Annotated in this window: 15 protein-coding genes (1 of these 15 cut by a window edge); 3 read left to right on the forward strand and 12 right to left on the reverse strand. The window is 71.7% G+C overall.

Annotated features, from left to right (window positions below; all coding sequences use genetic code 11):
• A protein-coding gene (locus tag HC362_RS13610; RefSeq protein WP_243084183.1) for a histidine kinase crosses the window boundary here: on the reverse strand, positions 1–96 show its start. 1,578 nt of this gene lie to the left of the window's left edge; only the first 96 of its 1,674 coding nucleotides appear in the window; the start codon lies at positions 94–96; its stop codon lies beyond the left edge, outside the window.
• Between the two features lie 74 nt (positions 97–170).
• Between HC362_RS13610 and HC362_RS13615 the strand changes: the two genes are divergently transcribed.
• Complete coding sequence (locus HC362_RS13615) at positions 171–770, forward strand: DedA family protein (RefSeq protein ID WP_243084184.1); 600 nt, start codon at positions 171–173, stop codon at positions 768–770.
• A 75-nt stretch (positions 771–845) separates the two neighbouring features.
• On the opposite strand, the gene proC is transcribed toward HC362_RS13615, so the two are convergent.
• The 4 genes from proC to HC362_RS13635 all read right to left on the reverse strand — a co-directional run bounded on the left by proC (position 846) and on the right by HC362_RS13635 (position 4,339).
• The gene (proC, locus tag HC362_RS13620; protein ID WP_243084185.1) at positions 846–1,649 is read right to left on the reverse strand and encodes a pyrroline-5-carboxylate reductase; all 804 of its coding nucleotides are present in this window, start codon (positions 1,647–1,649) and stop codon (positions 846–848) included.
• A 223-nt stretch (positions 1,650–1,872) separates the two neighbouring features.
• The gene (locus HC362_RS13625; RefSeq protein ID WP_243084186.1) at positions 1,873–2,610 is read right to left on the reverse strand and encodes an ABC transporter permease; all 738 of its coding nucleotides are present in this window, start codon (positions 2,608–2,610) and stop codon (positions 1,873–1,875) included.
• A complete protein-coding gene (locus tag HC362_RS13630) occupies positions 2,607–3,449 on the reverse strand; it encodes an ABC transporter ATP-binding protein (protein WP_243084187.1) in 843 nt (280 codons plus the stop codon). The genes HC362_RS13625 and HC362_RS13630 overlap by 4 nt, the downstream gene beginning before the upstream one ends.
• A gap of 8 nt (positions 3,450–3,457) precedes the next feature.
• Positions 3,458–4,339 carry a helix-turn-helix transcriptional regulator gene (locus tag HC362_RS13635; RefSeq protein WP_243084188.1) on the reverse strand — a complete coding sequence of 294 codons (882 nt, stop codon included), beginning with the start codon at positions 4,337–4,339 and terminating at the stop codon, positions 3,458–3,460.
• Positions 4,340–4,559: 220 nt separating this feature from the next.
• Here HC362_RS13635 and HC362_RS13640 point away from each other — a divergent pair, with 220 nt between their 5' ends.
• Both HC362_RS13640 and HC362_RS13645 read left to right on the forward strand, forming a co-directional pair.
• Positions 4,560–5,333, forward strand: a complete 774-nt coding sequence (locus HC362_RS13640) for an SDR family oxidoreductase (protein WP_243084189.1) — start codon at positions 4,560–4,562, stop codon at positions 5,331–5,333.
• A 62-nt stretch (positions 5,334–5,395) separates the two neighbouring features.
• Positions 5,396–5,629, forward strand: a complete 234-nt coding sequence (locus HC362_RS13645; protein ID WP_243084190.1) for a 4-oxalocrotonate tautomerase family protein — start codon at positions 5,396–5,398, stop codon at positions 5,627–5,629.
• A 90-nt stretch (positions 5,630–5,719) separates the two neighbouring features.
• Here the strand turns inward: HC362_RS13645 and HC362_RS13650 are convergent, their stop codons facing one another.
• The 7 genes from HC362_RS13650 to HC362_RS13680 form a co-directional block, all read right to left on the reverse strand.
• Complete coding sequence (locus tag HC362_RS13650; RefSeq protein ID WP_243084191.1) at positions 5,720–7,885, reverse strand: MMPL family transporter; 2,166 nt, start codon at positions 7,883–7,885, stop codon at positions 5,720–5,722.
• Between the two features lie 122 nt (positions 7,886–8,007).
• Complete coding sequence (locus HC362_RS13655; RefSeq protein ID WP_243084192.1) at positions 8,008–8,298, reverse strand: YwqI/YxiC family protein; 291 nt, start codon at positions 8,296–8,298, stop codon at positions 8,008–8,010.
• Positions 8,295–8,675: a winged helix-turn-helix domain-containing protein gene (locus HC362_RS13660; RefSeq protein ID WP_243084193.1), complete on the reverse strand. Its 381-nt coding sequence runs from the start codon at positions 8,673–8,675 to the stop codon at positions 8,295–8,297. Before HC362_RS13660 ends, HC362_RS13655 begins: the two co-directional genes overlap by 4 nt.
• A 159-nt stretch (positions 8,676–8,834) precedes the next feature.
• Positions 8,835–9,335: a hypothetical protein gene (locus tag HC362_RS13665; protein ID WP_243084194.1), complete on the reverse strand. Its 501-nt coding sequence runs from the start codon at positions 9,333–9,335 to the stop codon at positions 8,835–8,837.
• A 133-nt stretch (positions 9,336–9,468) separates the two neighbouring features.
• The gene (gene ilvD / locus HC362_RS13670; protein ID WP_243084195.1) at positions 9,469–11,322 is read right to left on the reverse strand and encodes a dihydroxy-acid dehydratase; all 1,854 of its coding nucleotides are present in this window, start codon (positions 11,320–11,322) and stop codon (positions 9,469–9,471) included.
• A 135-nt stretch (positions 11,323–11,457) separates the two neighbouring features.
• Positions 11,458–12,192 (reverse strand): TetR family transcriptional regulator, encoded by a 735-nt coding sequence (locus tag HC362_RS13675; protein WP_243084196.1) that lies wholly within the window; start codon positions 12,190–12,192, stop codon positions 11,458–11,460.
• Positions 12,189–13,070, reverse strand: a complete 882-nt coding sequence (locus tag HC362_RS13680; protein ID WP_243084197.1) for a sugar phosphate isomerase/epimerase — start codon at positions 13,068–13,070, stop codon at positions 12,189–12,191. Before HC362_RS13680 ends, HC362_RS13675 begins: the two co-directional genes overlap by 4 nt.
• Between the last annotated feature and the right edge of the window lie 31 nt (positions 13,071–13,101).

Here is a 13,101-nt window from a genome sequence, read left to right on the forward strand (position 1 = left end):
ACGGCGCAGGTGCTCGCGGAGCCGGGCCGGGAGTCGGCGAGCGGGTGCGAGGGAGTTCACGCTGGTCACCGTACGCGGCAGGGCCGAGCCGGACATCTGTCGAAAGTGGAGGGTGGCCGACGACGATCGTGGGCTGCTGGGCGGCTGGTGCGCTCCGTACGTTCCGGAGAATGAACGAGGCGATAGTGCACGCGGTCGAGGGATTCGTCAGTACGCCATGGGTGTACGTGGCGCTGTTCGCGATCGCGATGCTGGATGGGTTCTTCCCCGTGGTGCCGAGCGAGACGCTGGTGATCACGCTGGGAGTGTTCGCCGCCGCGCAGGGCGAGCCCGCGTTGCCACTGGTGATCGTGGTGGCGGCGCTCGGTGCTTTCGTCGGGGACCACGTCTCGTACGCGATCGGACGGCGCTCCGGGGCGGGTATCCAGGCGCGGCTGCGGGAGGGGAGCCGGGGGCGGCGGGTCTATGAGCGGGTGGGGCGGATGCTGGCCGAGCGGGGCGGGCTGGTGCTGGTGGCGGCGCGCTACATCCCCGGCGGCCGGACGGCGGCCACGCTCACCACCGGGGCGACCGGCTTTCCGCGCCGGTCGTTCACCCGGTTCGACGCCGTGGCCGTGGCGAGCTGGGCGGTCTATTCGGCCTGTCTGGGGTATGTCGGCGGCGCGGCGTTCGAGGAGACGCCGCTGTACGGGGTGGCGCTCGGGCTGGCCCTGGCGTTCACGATCACGCTGGTGCACGAGGGCGTACGGGGGCTGCGGGCCCGGAAATGAGGGGTTGCGCCAGAGGCGCTCAGCGGCACCCACGGGCGCCCAGTGGCACCCGAGCGCCCCTCCCCCGGCTCGCCGTCAGCTCCCCAGTTCGCGGCTGCGGTCGCGTGCAGCCTCGATGGCGTCGATGAAGGCGGCCCGGACGCGGTGGTTCTCCAGTTCGCGGATGGCGTTGATCGTCGTACCGCCTGGCGAGGTGACGTTCTCGCGAAGGGTGACGGGGTGTTCGCCGCTGTCGCGGAGCATGGTGGCGGCGCCGACGGCGGCCTGGACGATCAGTTCGTGGGCCTTGTCGCGCGGGAGGCCGAGCTGGATCCCCGCGTCGGTCATGGCCTCGACCAGGAAGAAGAAGTAGGCGGGACCGGAGCCGGAGAGCGCGGTGGCTGCGTCCTGCTGGCCCTCGGGGAGGCGGAGGGTCTTGCCGACGCCGCCGAAGATCTCGTCCGCGAGTTTCAGGTGGTCCTCGGTGGCGTGGGTGCCCGGCGAGATCACGGACATCGCCTCGTCCACCAGCGCCGGGGTGTTGGTCATGACGCGGATGACGGGGGTGCCCTGGGCGAGGCGCTGTTCGAGGTGGCGGGTGGTGATGCCGGCGGCGCCGCTGATCACCAGGCGGTCGGTGGGCACGTGCGGGGCGAGCTCGTCCAGCAGCGCGCCCATGTCCTGCGGCTTGGGGGTGAGGATGAGGGTGTCGGCGGTCTTGGCGGCCTCCGCGTTGCCGACGGTCTCCACGCCGTAGCGCTCGCGCAGTTCGGCGGCGCGCTCGGGGCGGCGGCTGGTGGCCAGGAGGCGGGAGGGCGACCAGCCGCCTCGCAGCATGCCGGAGAGCAGCGCCTCCCCGATCTTGCCGGTGCCGAGGACCGCGACTTTCTGGGTGGTCATGGGGTGCTTCACCTCGTGCGTTGTTGCGCGTCGGACGCCGTGTGGCCGCCTGCCCGCGATCGCGGACACCGCATCCATCCTCGCACCGGACCGCCGCCGGACCGCGCTTCGTCCACAGCGCGGACGGCGAGCCCGCAGCGCTGACGCGGGTTGCAGCGCGGACGCGAGTCCCCAGCGCTGACGCGAGTCGCAGCGCGGAGCCGAGCCCGCAGCGCTGACGCGCTCAGGCCGTACGGCGGCGGAGGGTGGCGGCTCCGAGGAAGAGGACGAGGAGGGCGCTGCCCGCGACGATCGCCGCGTCCCGGACGAAGTCCCCGGTGGCGTCCGGGTGCTTGAGGACCTCCGTCATGCCGTCGACCGCGTAGGACATGGGCAGCACATTGGAGACCGCCTCGAGCGCCGGCTGCATGCTGCCGCGCGGGGCGAACAGGCCGCACAGCAGGATCTGCGGGAAGACGACTGCGGGCATGAACTGGACCACCTGGAACTCGGAGGCGGCGAACGCGGAGACGAACAGCCCCAATGCCGTGCCCAGCAGGGCGTCGAGCAGCGCGATGAACAGCAGCAGCCAGGGCGAGCCCGCGATGTCGAGGTCGAGGAACCAGACGGCGACGCCGGTGGCGACGGAGGCCTGGACGACGGCGAGCACCCCGAACGCCAGTGCGTAGCCGACGATCAGGTCGGCCTTGCCCAGCGGCATGGACAGCAGCCGCTCCAGCGTGCCCGAGGTGCGTTCGCGCAGCGTGGCGATGGAGGTGACCAGGAACATCGTCACCAGCGGGAAGATGCCCAGCAGCGAGGCGCCGATGCTGTCGAAGGAGCGCCGGTCCACGTCGAAGACGTAGTAGAGCAGCACCAGCAGCAGTACGGGGACGAGCAGCAGCAGTGCGATCGTCCGGGGGTCGTGGGCGAGCTGGCGCAGGACGCGGCGTGCGGTGGCGAGCGTGCGGGCGGCGTTCATGAGGTGGCTCCGGAGGACTTGGCGGCGGACTCGGCGCGGTCCGAGTCGCCGCGCGCGGACTCGACGAGCTTGAGGAAGGCGTCCTCGACGGTGTCGCTGCCGGTGTTCTCGCGGAGGGCCTGCGGGGTGTCGGCGGCCAGCAGGGTGCCGTCCCTGATCAGGAGCAGGTGTTCACATCGGTCGGCCTCGTCCATGACGTGCGAGGAGATCAGCAGGGTGGTGCCGCGTGCGGCGAGGCGGTGGAAGAGGTTCCACAGGTCGCGGCGGAGCACCGGGTCGAGGCCGACGGTGGGCTCGTCGAGGACGAGCAGTTCGGGGGTGCCCAGCAGTGCGACGGCGAGGGAGACGCGGGACGACTGGCCGCCGGAGAGGTTGTCGGCCAGGTCGTCCGCGTGCGAGGTGAGGTCGACGTCGGTGAGGGCCTGTTCGACGGCGGCGGCGCGGTCTGCGTGCGGGATGCCGAGGACCGCCGCGTAGTAGTCGAGGTTCTGCCGTGCCGTCAGGTCGGCGTAGACGGACGGGGACTGGGTGACGTAGCCGACCCGGGAGCGCAGCGGTGCGGTGCCTGCGGGCCTGCCCAGCACATCGAGGGTGCCGGTGACCTTGGCCTGGGTGCCGACGATGGCGCGGATGAGGGTGGATTTGCCGCTGCCCGAGGGGCCGAGGAGACCGGTGACGGTGCCGGGTCGGACGTCGAAGGAGAGGTTGTCGAGCACCCGGCGGCTGCCGCGTACGACGGTGAGGTCGCGGGCGTGGACGGCGGCGGCCGGGGCGGCGGCCGGGGCGGCGTCCGCTGCGGTATGGGTGCGCGCGGGGGCGCGCGGCGACTTATTCATCATGTGATGAATTATTGTCCGGCGTCTCCCGGGCCGTCAAGCGCATCGGCGCCCGCCGTCAGCTCCTGGGTGCCGATGACCGAGAGAAGTTCCAGTTGGGCAGCGCCTTCGCTGCCGGGCGGCGCGGAGAACCACAGCAGGCGCTGCCGCCCGTCCTCGCTGAACAGGCTGTGACAGTCCAGCTCGATCACGCCGAGCGCCGGATGCACGATCCGCTTGTGGTCGGCCCGCCGCAGGCCCACGTCGTGTGCGTCCCACAGCGCGGCGAACTCCGGACTGCGCCTGCGCAGCCCGGCCACCAGCCGGGCCACCTCGGCGTCGCGGCCGCGCCGGGCCGCCACGGCGCGCAGATCGGCGACGAACACCCGCGAGTGGTGCGGGTGGTCCTCCGCGGGGTAGAGCGCCCGCGCGTCGGGGTCGGTGAACCATCGGTGGACAAGGCTCGCCGCGGGTCCGCGAGCCGCCGGAGCCCGGCCGACGAGCGCGCGGGCCAGGTGGTTCTGGACCAGGGTCTCGTGCAGATCGGTGATGATCTGGGCGGGAGTGGTGGTGAGCTGGTCCAGCAGGCCGAGCAGAGCCGGCTCGACGTGCGCCGCCGTGCCGTGAGCGGCCGCCGGCAGCGGCCGCTCCGCCAGGTGGAACAGATGGTCGCGCTCGTCACCCCGCAACCGCAGTGCCCGGGCGAGCGCCGCCAGCACCTGGGCCGAGGGCCGGACACCACGGCCGCGCTCCAGCTCGGTGTAGTAGTCGGCGGACAGCCCGGCCAGCTGCGCGACCTCCTCACGCCGCAGGCCGGGCACCCTGCGCCGGGGGCCGATGGGCAGGCCCACATCTGCCGGGCGGACGCGGTCGCGCCGGGATCTGAGGAATGCGGCGAGTTCGGATTGATTCACGCTGCCATCGTCACGCGGACCGACGTACCGAGCCAGGGGTCGCCGACCCCTGGGTAACCGGCGCCCTGGCAGGCCCCCGTCCCCGGGCCCAGGCTGGAGAGGCGAGCAGGAGGCGGCGCCGGGCCGGCGCCGGTCCCTTCCCGCTTCCCGCCCGCTTCCCGTTTGCCGTCCAGCACGGTCCTTCTCACTTTCCGACCCAGCACCGTTCGCAGGAGACGCCATGTCCACCCAGCAGCAGTCCCAGCCCGACTCCCGACCCGGCGCGGCCGGCCGCGTCGCCGTCGTGACCGGCGGCTCACGCGGTATCGGCCGCGAGACGGTGCGCCGACTGGCCGCCGACGGCTATGCCGTCGTGGTCGGCTACGCCGGGAACCAGGAGCTCGCCGAGACCGCGGCGAAGGAGATCACCGCGGACGGCGGCCGGGCGCTCGCCGTACAGGCCGACGTCGGCGACGAGCAGCAGGTCGCAGCGCTGTTCGACGCCGCCGAGTCGGCGTTCGGCGGCGTCGACGCGGTGGTACACGCGGCCGGCCGGGGGTATCTGGCCCCGGTCGCCGAGATGGACCTGTCCGAGCTGGACGCGGTGCTCCGCACCAACGTCCGGGGCACCTTCGTCGTCGCCCAGCAGGCGGCCCGCAGGACGCGCCCAGGCGGGGCGCTGGTCACCTTCTCCTCGTCCGTGGTGGGCCTGGCCTTCCCCGGATACGGCGCCTACGCGGGCGGCAAGGGCGCGGTCGAAGCCCTCACGTTGATCCTCGCGCGGGAGCTGCGCGGGCGGGACGTCACCGTCAACGCCGTCGCGCCCGGTCCCACCGCCACCGATCTGTTCCTCGACGGCAAGGACGAGGAGACCGTCGCCCGGCTGGCCGCGCAGCCGCCGCTGGAACGCCTCGGCACGCCTGCCGACATGGCCGAGCTCGTGGCTTTCCTCGCCTCACCGGGCGGGCACTGGGTCAACGGCCAGGTCATCCGCGCCAACGGCGGCATCGTCTGACAGCCGCCGCCAGCACGTTTCTGCTTCTGTCACCACCACAACCGATCTGAAAGAGACGTCTCATGCCTTTCGCGAACTTCAAGGTCCCTGCCGGAACGCTCGACGAGCAGCAGAAGGAGGAGCTCGTCACCCGCACCACCGAGCTGTATGTCGAGATCTACGGCGAACGAGCCCGCGCCAACACCATGGTGCTGGTCGAGGAGGTCACCGACGGCGGCTGGGGCATCGGGGGCAACGTGCTGACGCTGGCTGCCCTGGGGCAGCCCTCCGGTGGTGAGCCGGCTGCTCACGGGTAGCCCCTGACCGCGCGTTGCAGACTGCGGGTGCCTTGGGGCTGGTCGCGCAGTTCCCCGCGCCCCTGACGGGGAGCGGGGAACTGCGGTGGGTCAGACGCGTTCCATCTCCATGGTCTTCGGGGCCGACTCGTTCGTTTTCTCCTGGGGCCGCGGCTGCGTGCCGTCGCGGCCCAGGCGGCTCGGCCACCAGATGCGGGCGCCGAGGTCCAGGGCCAGTGAGGGGACCAGGACGGTGCGGACCAGGAAGGTGTCCAGCACGACCCCGATGCCGACCAGCACGCCGAGCTGTGCCATCGAGACCAGCGGCATCGAGGCGATCACCGCGAAGGTGGCGGCCAGCACGATGCCCGCTGAGGTGATCACACCGCCGGTGGAGCTGAGGCCGGCCAGCACTCCCTTGTTGTGGCCCTGCAGGGCGACCTCCTCGCGGACCCGGGTCATCAGGAAGATGTTGTAGTCGATGCCCAGCGCCACCAGGAAGACGAATCCCATCAGCGGGAGGGAGTTGTCCATCGCGGCGAAGTCCAGCACGTGTACGAAGACCAGGTGCGAGGCTCCCAGCGCGCCGAAGTAGGACAGCACCACCGTCGCGAGCAGCAGCAGCGGGGCGATCAGCGAGCGCAGCAGCGCCACCAGGACCAGCAGGACGACGGCGAGCACGATCGGGATGACGACCTTCAGGTCGCTCTCCGCCGCGCGCCGGGTGTCCAGCGACTCCGCTGTCGTACCGCCCACCAGCGCGTCGGCGCCGTCGACCTTGTGCACGGCGGTGCGCAGCCGGTCGATGGTGTGCTTGGCCGCGTCGCTGTCCGGCGCGTCCTCCAGGACGACGGACAGGGAGGTCAGGGACCCGTCGGCGGTGCGGTCGTCGGCCCGTACGGACTCCACTCCGTCGACGCCCGCCGCTGCGCGCTGTGCCGCGGCGCTCGCCTCGGTCCGTACGACGACCGTGGCCGGGTCGGAGGAGCCGGACGGGTAGTGCGCGGAGAGCTTCTCCTGGGCGACGACGGACTCCGGCTTGTCCTGGAACATCTCCGCGTTCGTCAGCCCCATGGTGATGCCGGTCGCGCTCAGCGCCAGTACGGCCGTGACGGCGATGGACATCAGCCACGACCAGCGCGGGCGGCGGGCGATCAGGGCGCCGATACGGGACCAGACGGTGCGGGCCGCGCGCGGCTGCCCCTCGGCGGCGGCCACCGCTGCCTCGTCGTAGCGGGGCACGAACGGCCAGAAGACCCAGCGTCCGGCCACCACCAGCAGCGCGGGCAGCACGGTGATCATCGCCAGCAGGGCGCAGACGACACCGACGGCACCGACCAGGCCCAGCGAGCGCGAGGAGTTGATGTCGGCGAAGGCGAGGCAGGCGAGTCCGATGGCGATGGTGCCGGCCGAGGCGACGATCGCGGGCCCGGAGCGGCGCAGCGCGAGCCGCATGGCCGCGTGCCGGTCCTGGTGGCGGTGGAGCTCCTCGCGGTAGCGGGCGATGAGCAGCAGCGCGTAGTCGGTGCCGACGCCGAAGACGAGCACCATCAGGATGCCCGCGCTCTGCGGATCGACGGGCAGCGAGGCGTACTTGGCCAGCACATAGGTGGTGACCTGGGTGAGGACGGCGGCGAAGCCGACCGACAGCACGGGGAAGAGCCACAGCAGCGGGCTGCGGTAGGTGATCAGGAGCAGCAGCGTGACGACGGCTCCGGTGGCCAGCATCAGCCTGGAGTCGAGGTTGTCGAAGACCTTGATGTTGTCGATCAGCGAGCCGGCCGGGCCGCCGACCTCCACGTCGAGCCCGGGAGGCGCGTTGGCCGCCGCGACCGAGCGGATCTTCTCCACGTCGTCGGTCATGTCGTCGTCGCCGGTGGTCAGCGGCACCACCAGCATCAGCGCCTTGCCGTCCCGGGAGGGGACCGGACCGCTGATCTTCTCCCCCTTGGCCACCAGGGGCGCGAAGTCGGCGCGGTCGGCGCGTGCCTTGGCGGCGTCGGCCTTGGTGGTGGCGGAGTCGCTGCGGGAGTAGACGGCGACGGCCGGAATGATCTCGTCCTTGCCGCGGAACTTCTCCAGCTCCGTATTGACCTTCGCGGACTCGGCGTTGCCGGGCAGGAAGGCGTTGGCGCTGCTGTCCTCCACCTCGCCGAGCTTCCCGGCCAGCGGTCCGAGCGCGACGACGATGATCAGCCAGGCGGCGAGCACCAGCCATTTGGTGCGTTTCCCGCCGGGGGCCGTGGCCAGGCTGCGCAGCGTGCTGCCAGCAGGCATGGGTAACCTCCATGGTGTGGGTGTGGGACGCGAGGGGTTCGCGAGGTGCTCACGCTCATGTGTACGGCCGGGAGTTGCCGCTCCCGGCCGTACGAGCGCCGTGGTGCGGGATGGCGGGCCGGTTACTCGATCTCGCGCATCATCTTTTCCATCGACGCGATGGACTGCCGGGCCTGGGTGAGTTCGTCCAGGGTGCGGCGGTGCATTTCGACGTTGTCTTCCAAGAGCTGGGCGTACTTCTCGGTCAGGGCCTTGTACTGCTGCTCGCGGGCGGCCAGCATGCGGGACCGCCAGGTGGCGGCGATCTGCCAGACGATGACGATCAGCAGGACGAAGAGCCCGCCGGTACCGAGTGCCGCCGCCCACACACCGGCCGGGTCGGCGGCTGCCGTGTTCGTCAGCTGCTCGTTCACTGCGTTCTCGCTTTCCTGTGCCGGGTCTCGTCCTGGTGCTCGTTCTGGTTCTCGTTCTGGTCCTGGTCGGTGAGGGTTTCCGCCGCCTCCGCGACGACCTGCGGGGTCAGCGCGTAGGCGAACGGGGCCAGCTCGAAGAACTTCATCGCCTTGCCGCTGTCCGACAGCTCCAGCGACCCGACGACGAGGCCGGCCGCCTCCAGCCGCTGGAGGTGCATATGCAGCAGGGGACGGCTCACGCCGATCTCGCGGGCGAGTCTGCTGACGTAGTTGCGGCCCTGGGCCAGCGCCGCGACGATCCGCATCCGGTGCGGATTGCCGAGCGCCGTCAGGATCTTCAGCAGCTCGTCTCCTGTCGGGGTCTCGATCGCGCTCACCGCGACCCCTCTCTCTTGGGTGTAAGAAGAATCTGACATGTGACGGAGCGGGGTGTCGAGCCAAGAAGCCCCTAGTCGGGGACAGTTCAGGGTTCACCCTGAGACGACTGCGGGAGGGCCCCGAGGGGCCCTCCCGGAGGGGGTGGGGGGGTTGCGGGATCAGCGCTTGCGCTTCCGTTTGCGAGCCGCCGGGTTGCCGGTACGGGCCGAGCGCTGACGCTCGTGCCGGGCCAGCGCCTCCTCGTACTCGGCGCGGTGCAGCTTCTCGCCGGGCGCCTCGACGCAGGAGCGCACCGCGTAGGCGAGCAGCACGCCGATGAAGCCGACGACGCGGACGCTGCGCATGGAGGACTCGGCCGCCTCCTCACGCTCGGTGGGGCGGCGTCCGTAGTGGGTGAGGGTGCGGGAGAACGCCAGTGCGCTGCAGACCGCGAACGCGGCGACCAGGAGGATGCTGGCCCATTTGCCGATGTCGGCCAGTACGACGCCCTGGTAGGCGAAGCGCAGTACGAAGGCCCCGGCGATCGCCGCCAGTACCGCGCCGATGCCCAGGGCTGCGCGGCGCAGTGCGTAGCCCTGGGAGTGGTCGACCCAGGTGGTGCCGTAGAAACGGAGCGGTTCCGGGGTCGGGGCGTCGGGGATCTTCGGTTGCTGGGGCACGGTTCGATTATGGCCGTGCGGGGTTTCGGGCAGCGTCTGCCCCTGGCTGTTGTCGGCGGGGTTGCGGTTCGTCGTGGCTGGTCGCGCAGTTCCCCGCGCCCCTTCGGGGCGCGTCCCTGACGGGGCGCGGTTGTCAGCGTTCCAGCAGCGTCACGTCGCGCACCGCGCCGCGGTCGGCGCTGGTGGCCATTGCCGCGTAGGCGCGCAGCGCTGTGGAGACCTTGCGTTCGCGCGCTGCGGGCGCGTACCGGCCGGCCAGTGCCTCGCGGCGCGCTGCCAGCGTCTCGTCGGGGACGTCGAGGCGAAGTTGCCGGTTGGGGATGTCGATGACGACCGGGTCGCCGTCCTCCACCAGCGCGATCGTGCCGCCGCCCGCCGCCTCCGGCGAGATGTGGCCGATGGACAGCCCCGACGTACCGCCGGAGAACCGGCCGTCGGTGATCAGTGCGCAGGTCTTGCCCAGGCCCCGGCCCTTGAGGAAGGAGGTGGGGTAGAGCATCTCCTGCATTCCAGGGCCGCCCTTGGGGCCCTCGTAGCGGATGACGACGACGTCGCCCTCCTTGACCGTCTTGTCGAGGATCTTCTGGACGGCGTCCTCCTGGGACTCGCAGACGACTGCGGGCCCGGTGAAGGTCAGGATCGACTCGTCCACACCCGCGGTCTTCACCACGCAGCCGTTCTCGGCGAGGTTGCCGTACAGCACCGCCAGTCCGCCCTCGGCGGAGTAGGCGTGCTCGACGTCGCGGATGCAGCCGCCCGCCGCGTCGACATCCAGCGTCTCCCAGCGCTCGGACTGCGAGAAAGCCTCGGCGGAGCGCTTGCAGCCCGGTGCGGCGTGGAAGAGCTCGACGGCCTCGGGGGACGGGGAGCCGCCGCGGATGTCCCAGGTCTTGAGCCACTCGTCCAGCGAGTCGGCGTGCACGGTGTGCACGTCCTCGTTGAGCAGCCCGCCGCGGTAGAGCTCGCCCAGGATGGCGGGGATGCCGCCGGCGCGGTGCACGTCCTCCATGTAGTACGTGCCGCCGGGTGCCACGTTCGGGGCGACCTTGGCCAGGCAGGGCAGCTTGCGGGAGAGCCGGTCGATGTCGGCCATCGTGAAGTCCAGCTCGGCCTCCTGGGCCGCCGCCAGCAGGTGCAGGATCGTGTTGGTGGAGCCGCCCATGGCGATGTCGAGGGCCATGGCGTTCTCGAAGGCGGCGCGGGAGCCGACGCTGCGCGGCAGGACGGTGGCGTCGTCCTGGTCGTAGTAGCGCTGGGCGATCTCGACGACCGTACGGCCCGCCGTCTCGTACAGCGCCTTGCGCGCCGTGTGGGTGGCCAGCACGGAGCCGTTGCCGGGCAGCGCCAGGCCGATGGCCTCGGTGAGGCAGTTCATGGAGTTCGCGGTGAACATGCCCGAGCAGGAGCCGCAGGTCGGACAGGCGTTCTCCTCGATACGGAGGATGTCCTCGTCGGAGACCTTGTCGTTGACGGCCTCGGACATCGCGTCGACCAGGTCCAGCTTGCGGACGGTGCCGTTCACCAGCGTCGCGCGGCCGGCCTCCATGGGGCCGCCGGAGACGAACACGGTGGGGATGTCGAGCCGCATCGCGGCCATCAGCATCCCGGGCGTGATCTTGTCGCAGTTGGAGATGCAGATCAGCGCGTCCGCGCAGTGCGCCTCGACCATGTACTCGACCGAGTCGGCGATCAGGTCCCGGGAGGGCAGCGAGTAGAGCATGCCGCCGTGGCCCATGGCGATGCCGTCGTCCACCGCGATCGAGTTGAACTCGCGCGGGATGCCGCCCGCCGCCTTGACCGCCTCGGACACGATCCGGCCCACCGGCTGGAGGTGGGTGTGGCCCGGCACGAACTCGGTGAAGCTGTTGGCCACCGCGATCACCGGCTTGCCGAAGTCCTCGCGCGCTACACCGGAAGCCTGCATAAGGGCACGTGCCCCTGCCATGTTGCGGCCGTGTGTGACGGTGCGGGACCTCAGCTCGGGCATGGCTGCCCCTCCCTTGGTGCGGGCGGCCGCCATGGCGTCGGGGCCCTGCGGCCGCTGCGGTACGTATCCGTAGAAGAATCGTGCCGTACGGGGGAATCGTGCGGTACGTAGAAGAACCGAGGGTACGCCTCGGGCTCAGGATCCGGACAGGGGGTCCGGATGATGGACGGAACCGTTCCGTGCGCCCGCCGACCCCGTGAGGTGGTGCTGGACCACCGGCGCCAGCCGGGCGATGGCGCCCTCCAGCGGCTCCGAGGCCAGCGGCTCCAGCCGGATCACATGCCGCAGCATGGCCGCGCCCACCAGCTGGGCCGCGGCCAGGCTCACCCGCAGCTCGGCGTCGGGGCCCTCGATCCGCGCGGCCACCCGGGTCAGCAGATTGCGGGTCAGCAGCCCGCGGAAGACGGCCGCCGCCCGCTCGTTGCTGACCGCCGAGCGGAGGATCGCCAGCACCGGCTCGCGCGTGGCCGGCTCCTCCCAGAACCCCAGGAACCGCCGGGTGAGTGCCTCGCCCACGGCGCCCTCGGGAACGGTCCCGACCATGGCGGGGACGTCGAGCACGGGCGCCATCGCGCCCTCGATCGCCGCGACGAACACCTGTTCCTTGGTGCCGAAGTAGTGGTGGACGAGCGCCGCGTCCACCCCGGCGCCGCGAGCGATGGCACGCACGGACACCTTGTCGTAGCCGTGCTCGGCGAACTCCCCGCGGGCCGAGGCCAGAATCCGCTCGCGCGCCCCGGGGCCTGCTCCGGCGGCACTGCGCGCGGGACGCCCACGCCTGCGCGGCGCGGGAGCCGCCTCGGGCTCCGGCCCCGGCTCGGACTCAGGCTCCGGCTTCGGCTCCGGATCGTGCGAAGGGGTGTCGGTCATGCTTTCCCCCGGCCGGCGGGGTGGCCGGTCGCCGTCCCGTCCCCGGAGCCGCCTGGCTCCTCTCCGGTGCCGCCCGGGGCGGCGAGGTGGAGCCGGGTGTAGGCGAGGGCCTCGGCCAGATCCTCCTCGCGCTCGGCGGCCGACATGGCACGCCGCGTGTTCACCTCGACGACCACGTGCCCGTCGAACCCGAGCGCGGCCAGCCGCTCCAGCACCTGGGCGCACGGCTGCGAGCCGCGCCCCGGCACCAGGTGCTCGTCCTTGGCCGAGCCGTTGCCGTCCGCGATGTGCACATGCCCCAGCCGCTCCCCCATCCGGTCGACCATGGCCAGCGCGTCGTTACGGGCCGTCGCCGTGTGCGAGAGGTCGATCGTGAAGTGCCGGTAGTCGTTCTGGGTGGGGTCCCAGTCCGGGGCGTAGGCCAGCATCTCGCGGTCCCGGTAGCGCCAGGGGTACATGTTCTCGACGGCGAACCGGACGTCGGTCTCGTCCGCCATCCGCCACACGCCGCGCTCGAACTCGCGCGCGTAGGAACGCTGCCAGCGGAACGGCGGGTGGACGACGACGGTGGAGGCACCCAGCGCCTCGGCGGCGGCGCGGGCGCGCACCAGCTTCGCCCACGGATCGGTGGACCATACGCGCTGCGTGATGAGCAGACACGGGGCGTGTACGGCGAGGATCGGTACCCCGTGGAAGTCCGAGAGCCGACGCAGCGCGTCCACGTCCTGGCTGACCGGGTCCGTCCACACCATGACCTCGACGCCGTCGTAACCGAGGCGCGCGGCGATCTCGAAGGCCGCGGCCGTCGACTCCGGGTACACCGAGGCCGTCGACAGCGCGACCTTCGCCTGGGGGACCCGCACGCTTTCGATGCCCACCCAGCCACCCTAAGCGCGGTTCGCTCGCCGC

The organism is Streptomyces sp. 891-h, assembly GCF_022760275.1.
Lineage (GTDB): Bacteria > Actinomycetota > Actinomycetes > Streptomycetales > Streptomycetaceae > Streptomyces > Streptomyces spirodelae.

Coding starts and splice junctions, on each gene's coding strand:
- HC362_RS13615 (WP_243084184.1), top strand. CDS start 171: ATGAACGAGGCGATAGTGCACGCGGTCGAGGGATTCGTCAGTACGCCA.
- proC (WP_243084185.1), bottom strand. CDS start 1,649: ATGACCACCCAGAAAGTCGCGGTCCTCGGCACCGGCAAGATCGGGGAG.
- HC362_RS13625 (WP_243084186.1), bottom strand. CDS start 2,610: ATGAACGCCGCCCGCACGCTCGCCACCGCACGCCGCGTCCTGCGCCAG.
- HC362_RS13630 (WP_243084187.1), bottom strand. CDS start 3,449: ATGATGAATAAGTCGCCGCGCGCCCCCGCGCGCACCCATACCGCAGCG.
- HC362_RS13640 (WP_243084189.1), top strand. CDS start 4,560: ATGTCCACCCAGCAGCAGTCCCAGCCCGACTCCCGACCCGGCGCGGCC.
- HC362_RS13645 (WP_243084190.1), top strand. CDS start 5,396: ATGCCTTTCGCGAACTTCAAGGTCCCTGCCGGAACGCTCGACGAGCAG.
- HC362_RS13650 (WP_243084191.1), bottom strand. CDS start 7,885: ATGCCTGCTGGCAGCACGCTGCGCAGCCTGGCCACGGCCCCCGGCGGG.
- ilvD (WP_243084195.1), bottom strand. CDS start 11,322: ATGCCCGAGCTGAGGTCCCGCACCGTCACACACGGCCGCAACATGGCA.
- HC362_RS13675 (WP_243084196.1), bottom strand. CDS start 12,192: ATGACCGACACCCCTTCGCACGATCCGGAGCCGAAGCCGGAGCCTGAG.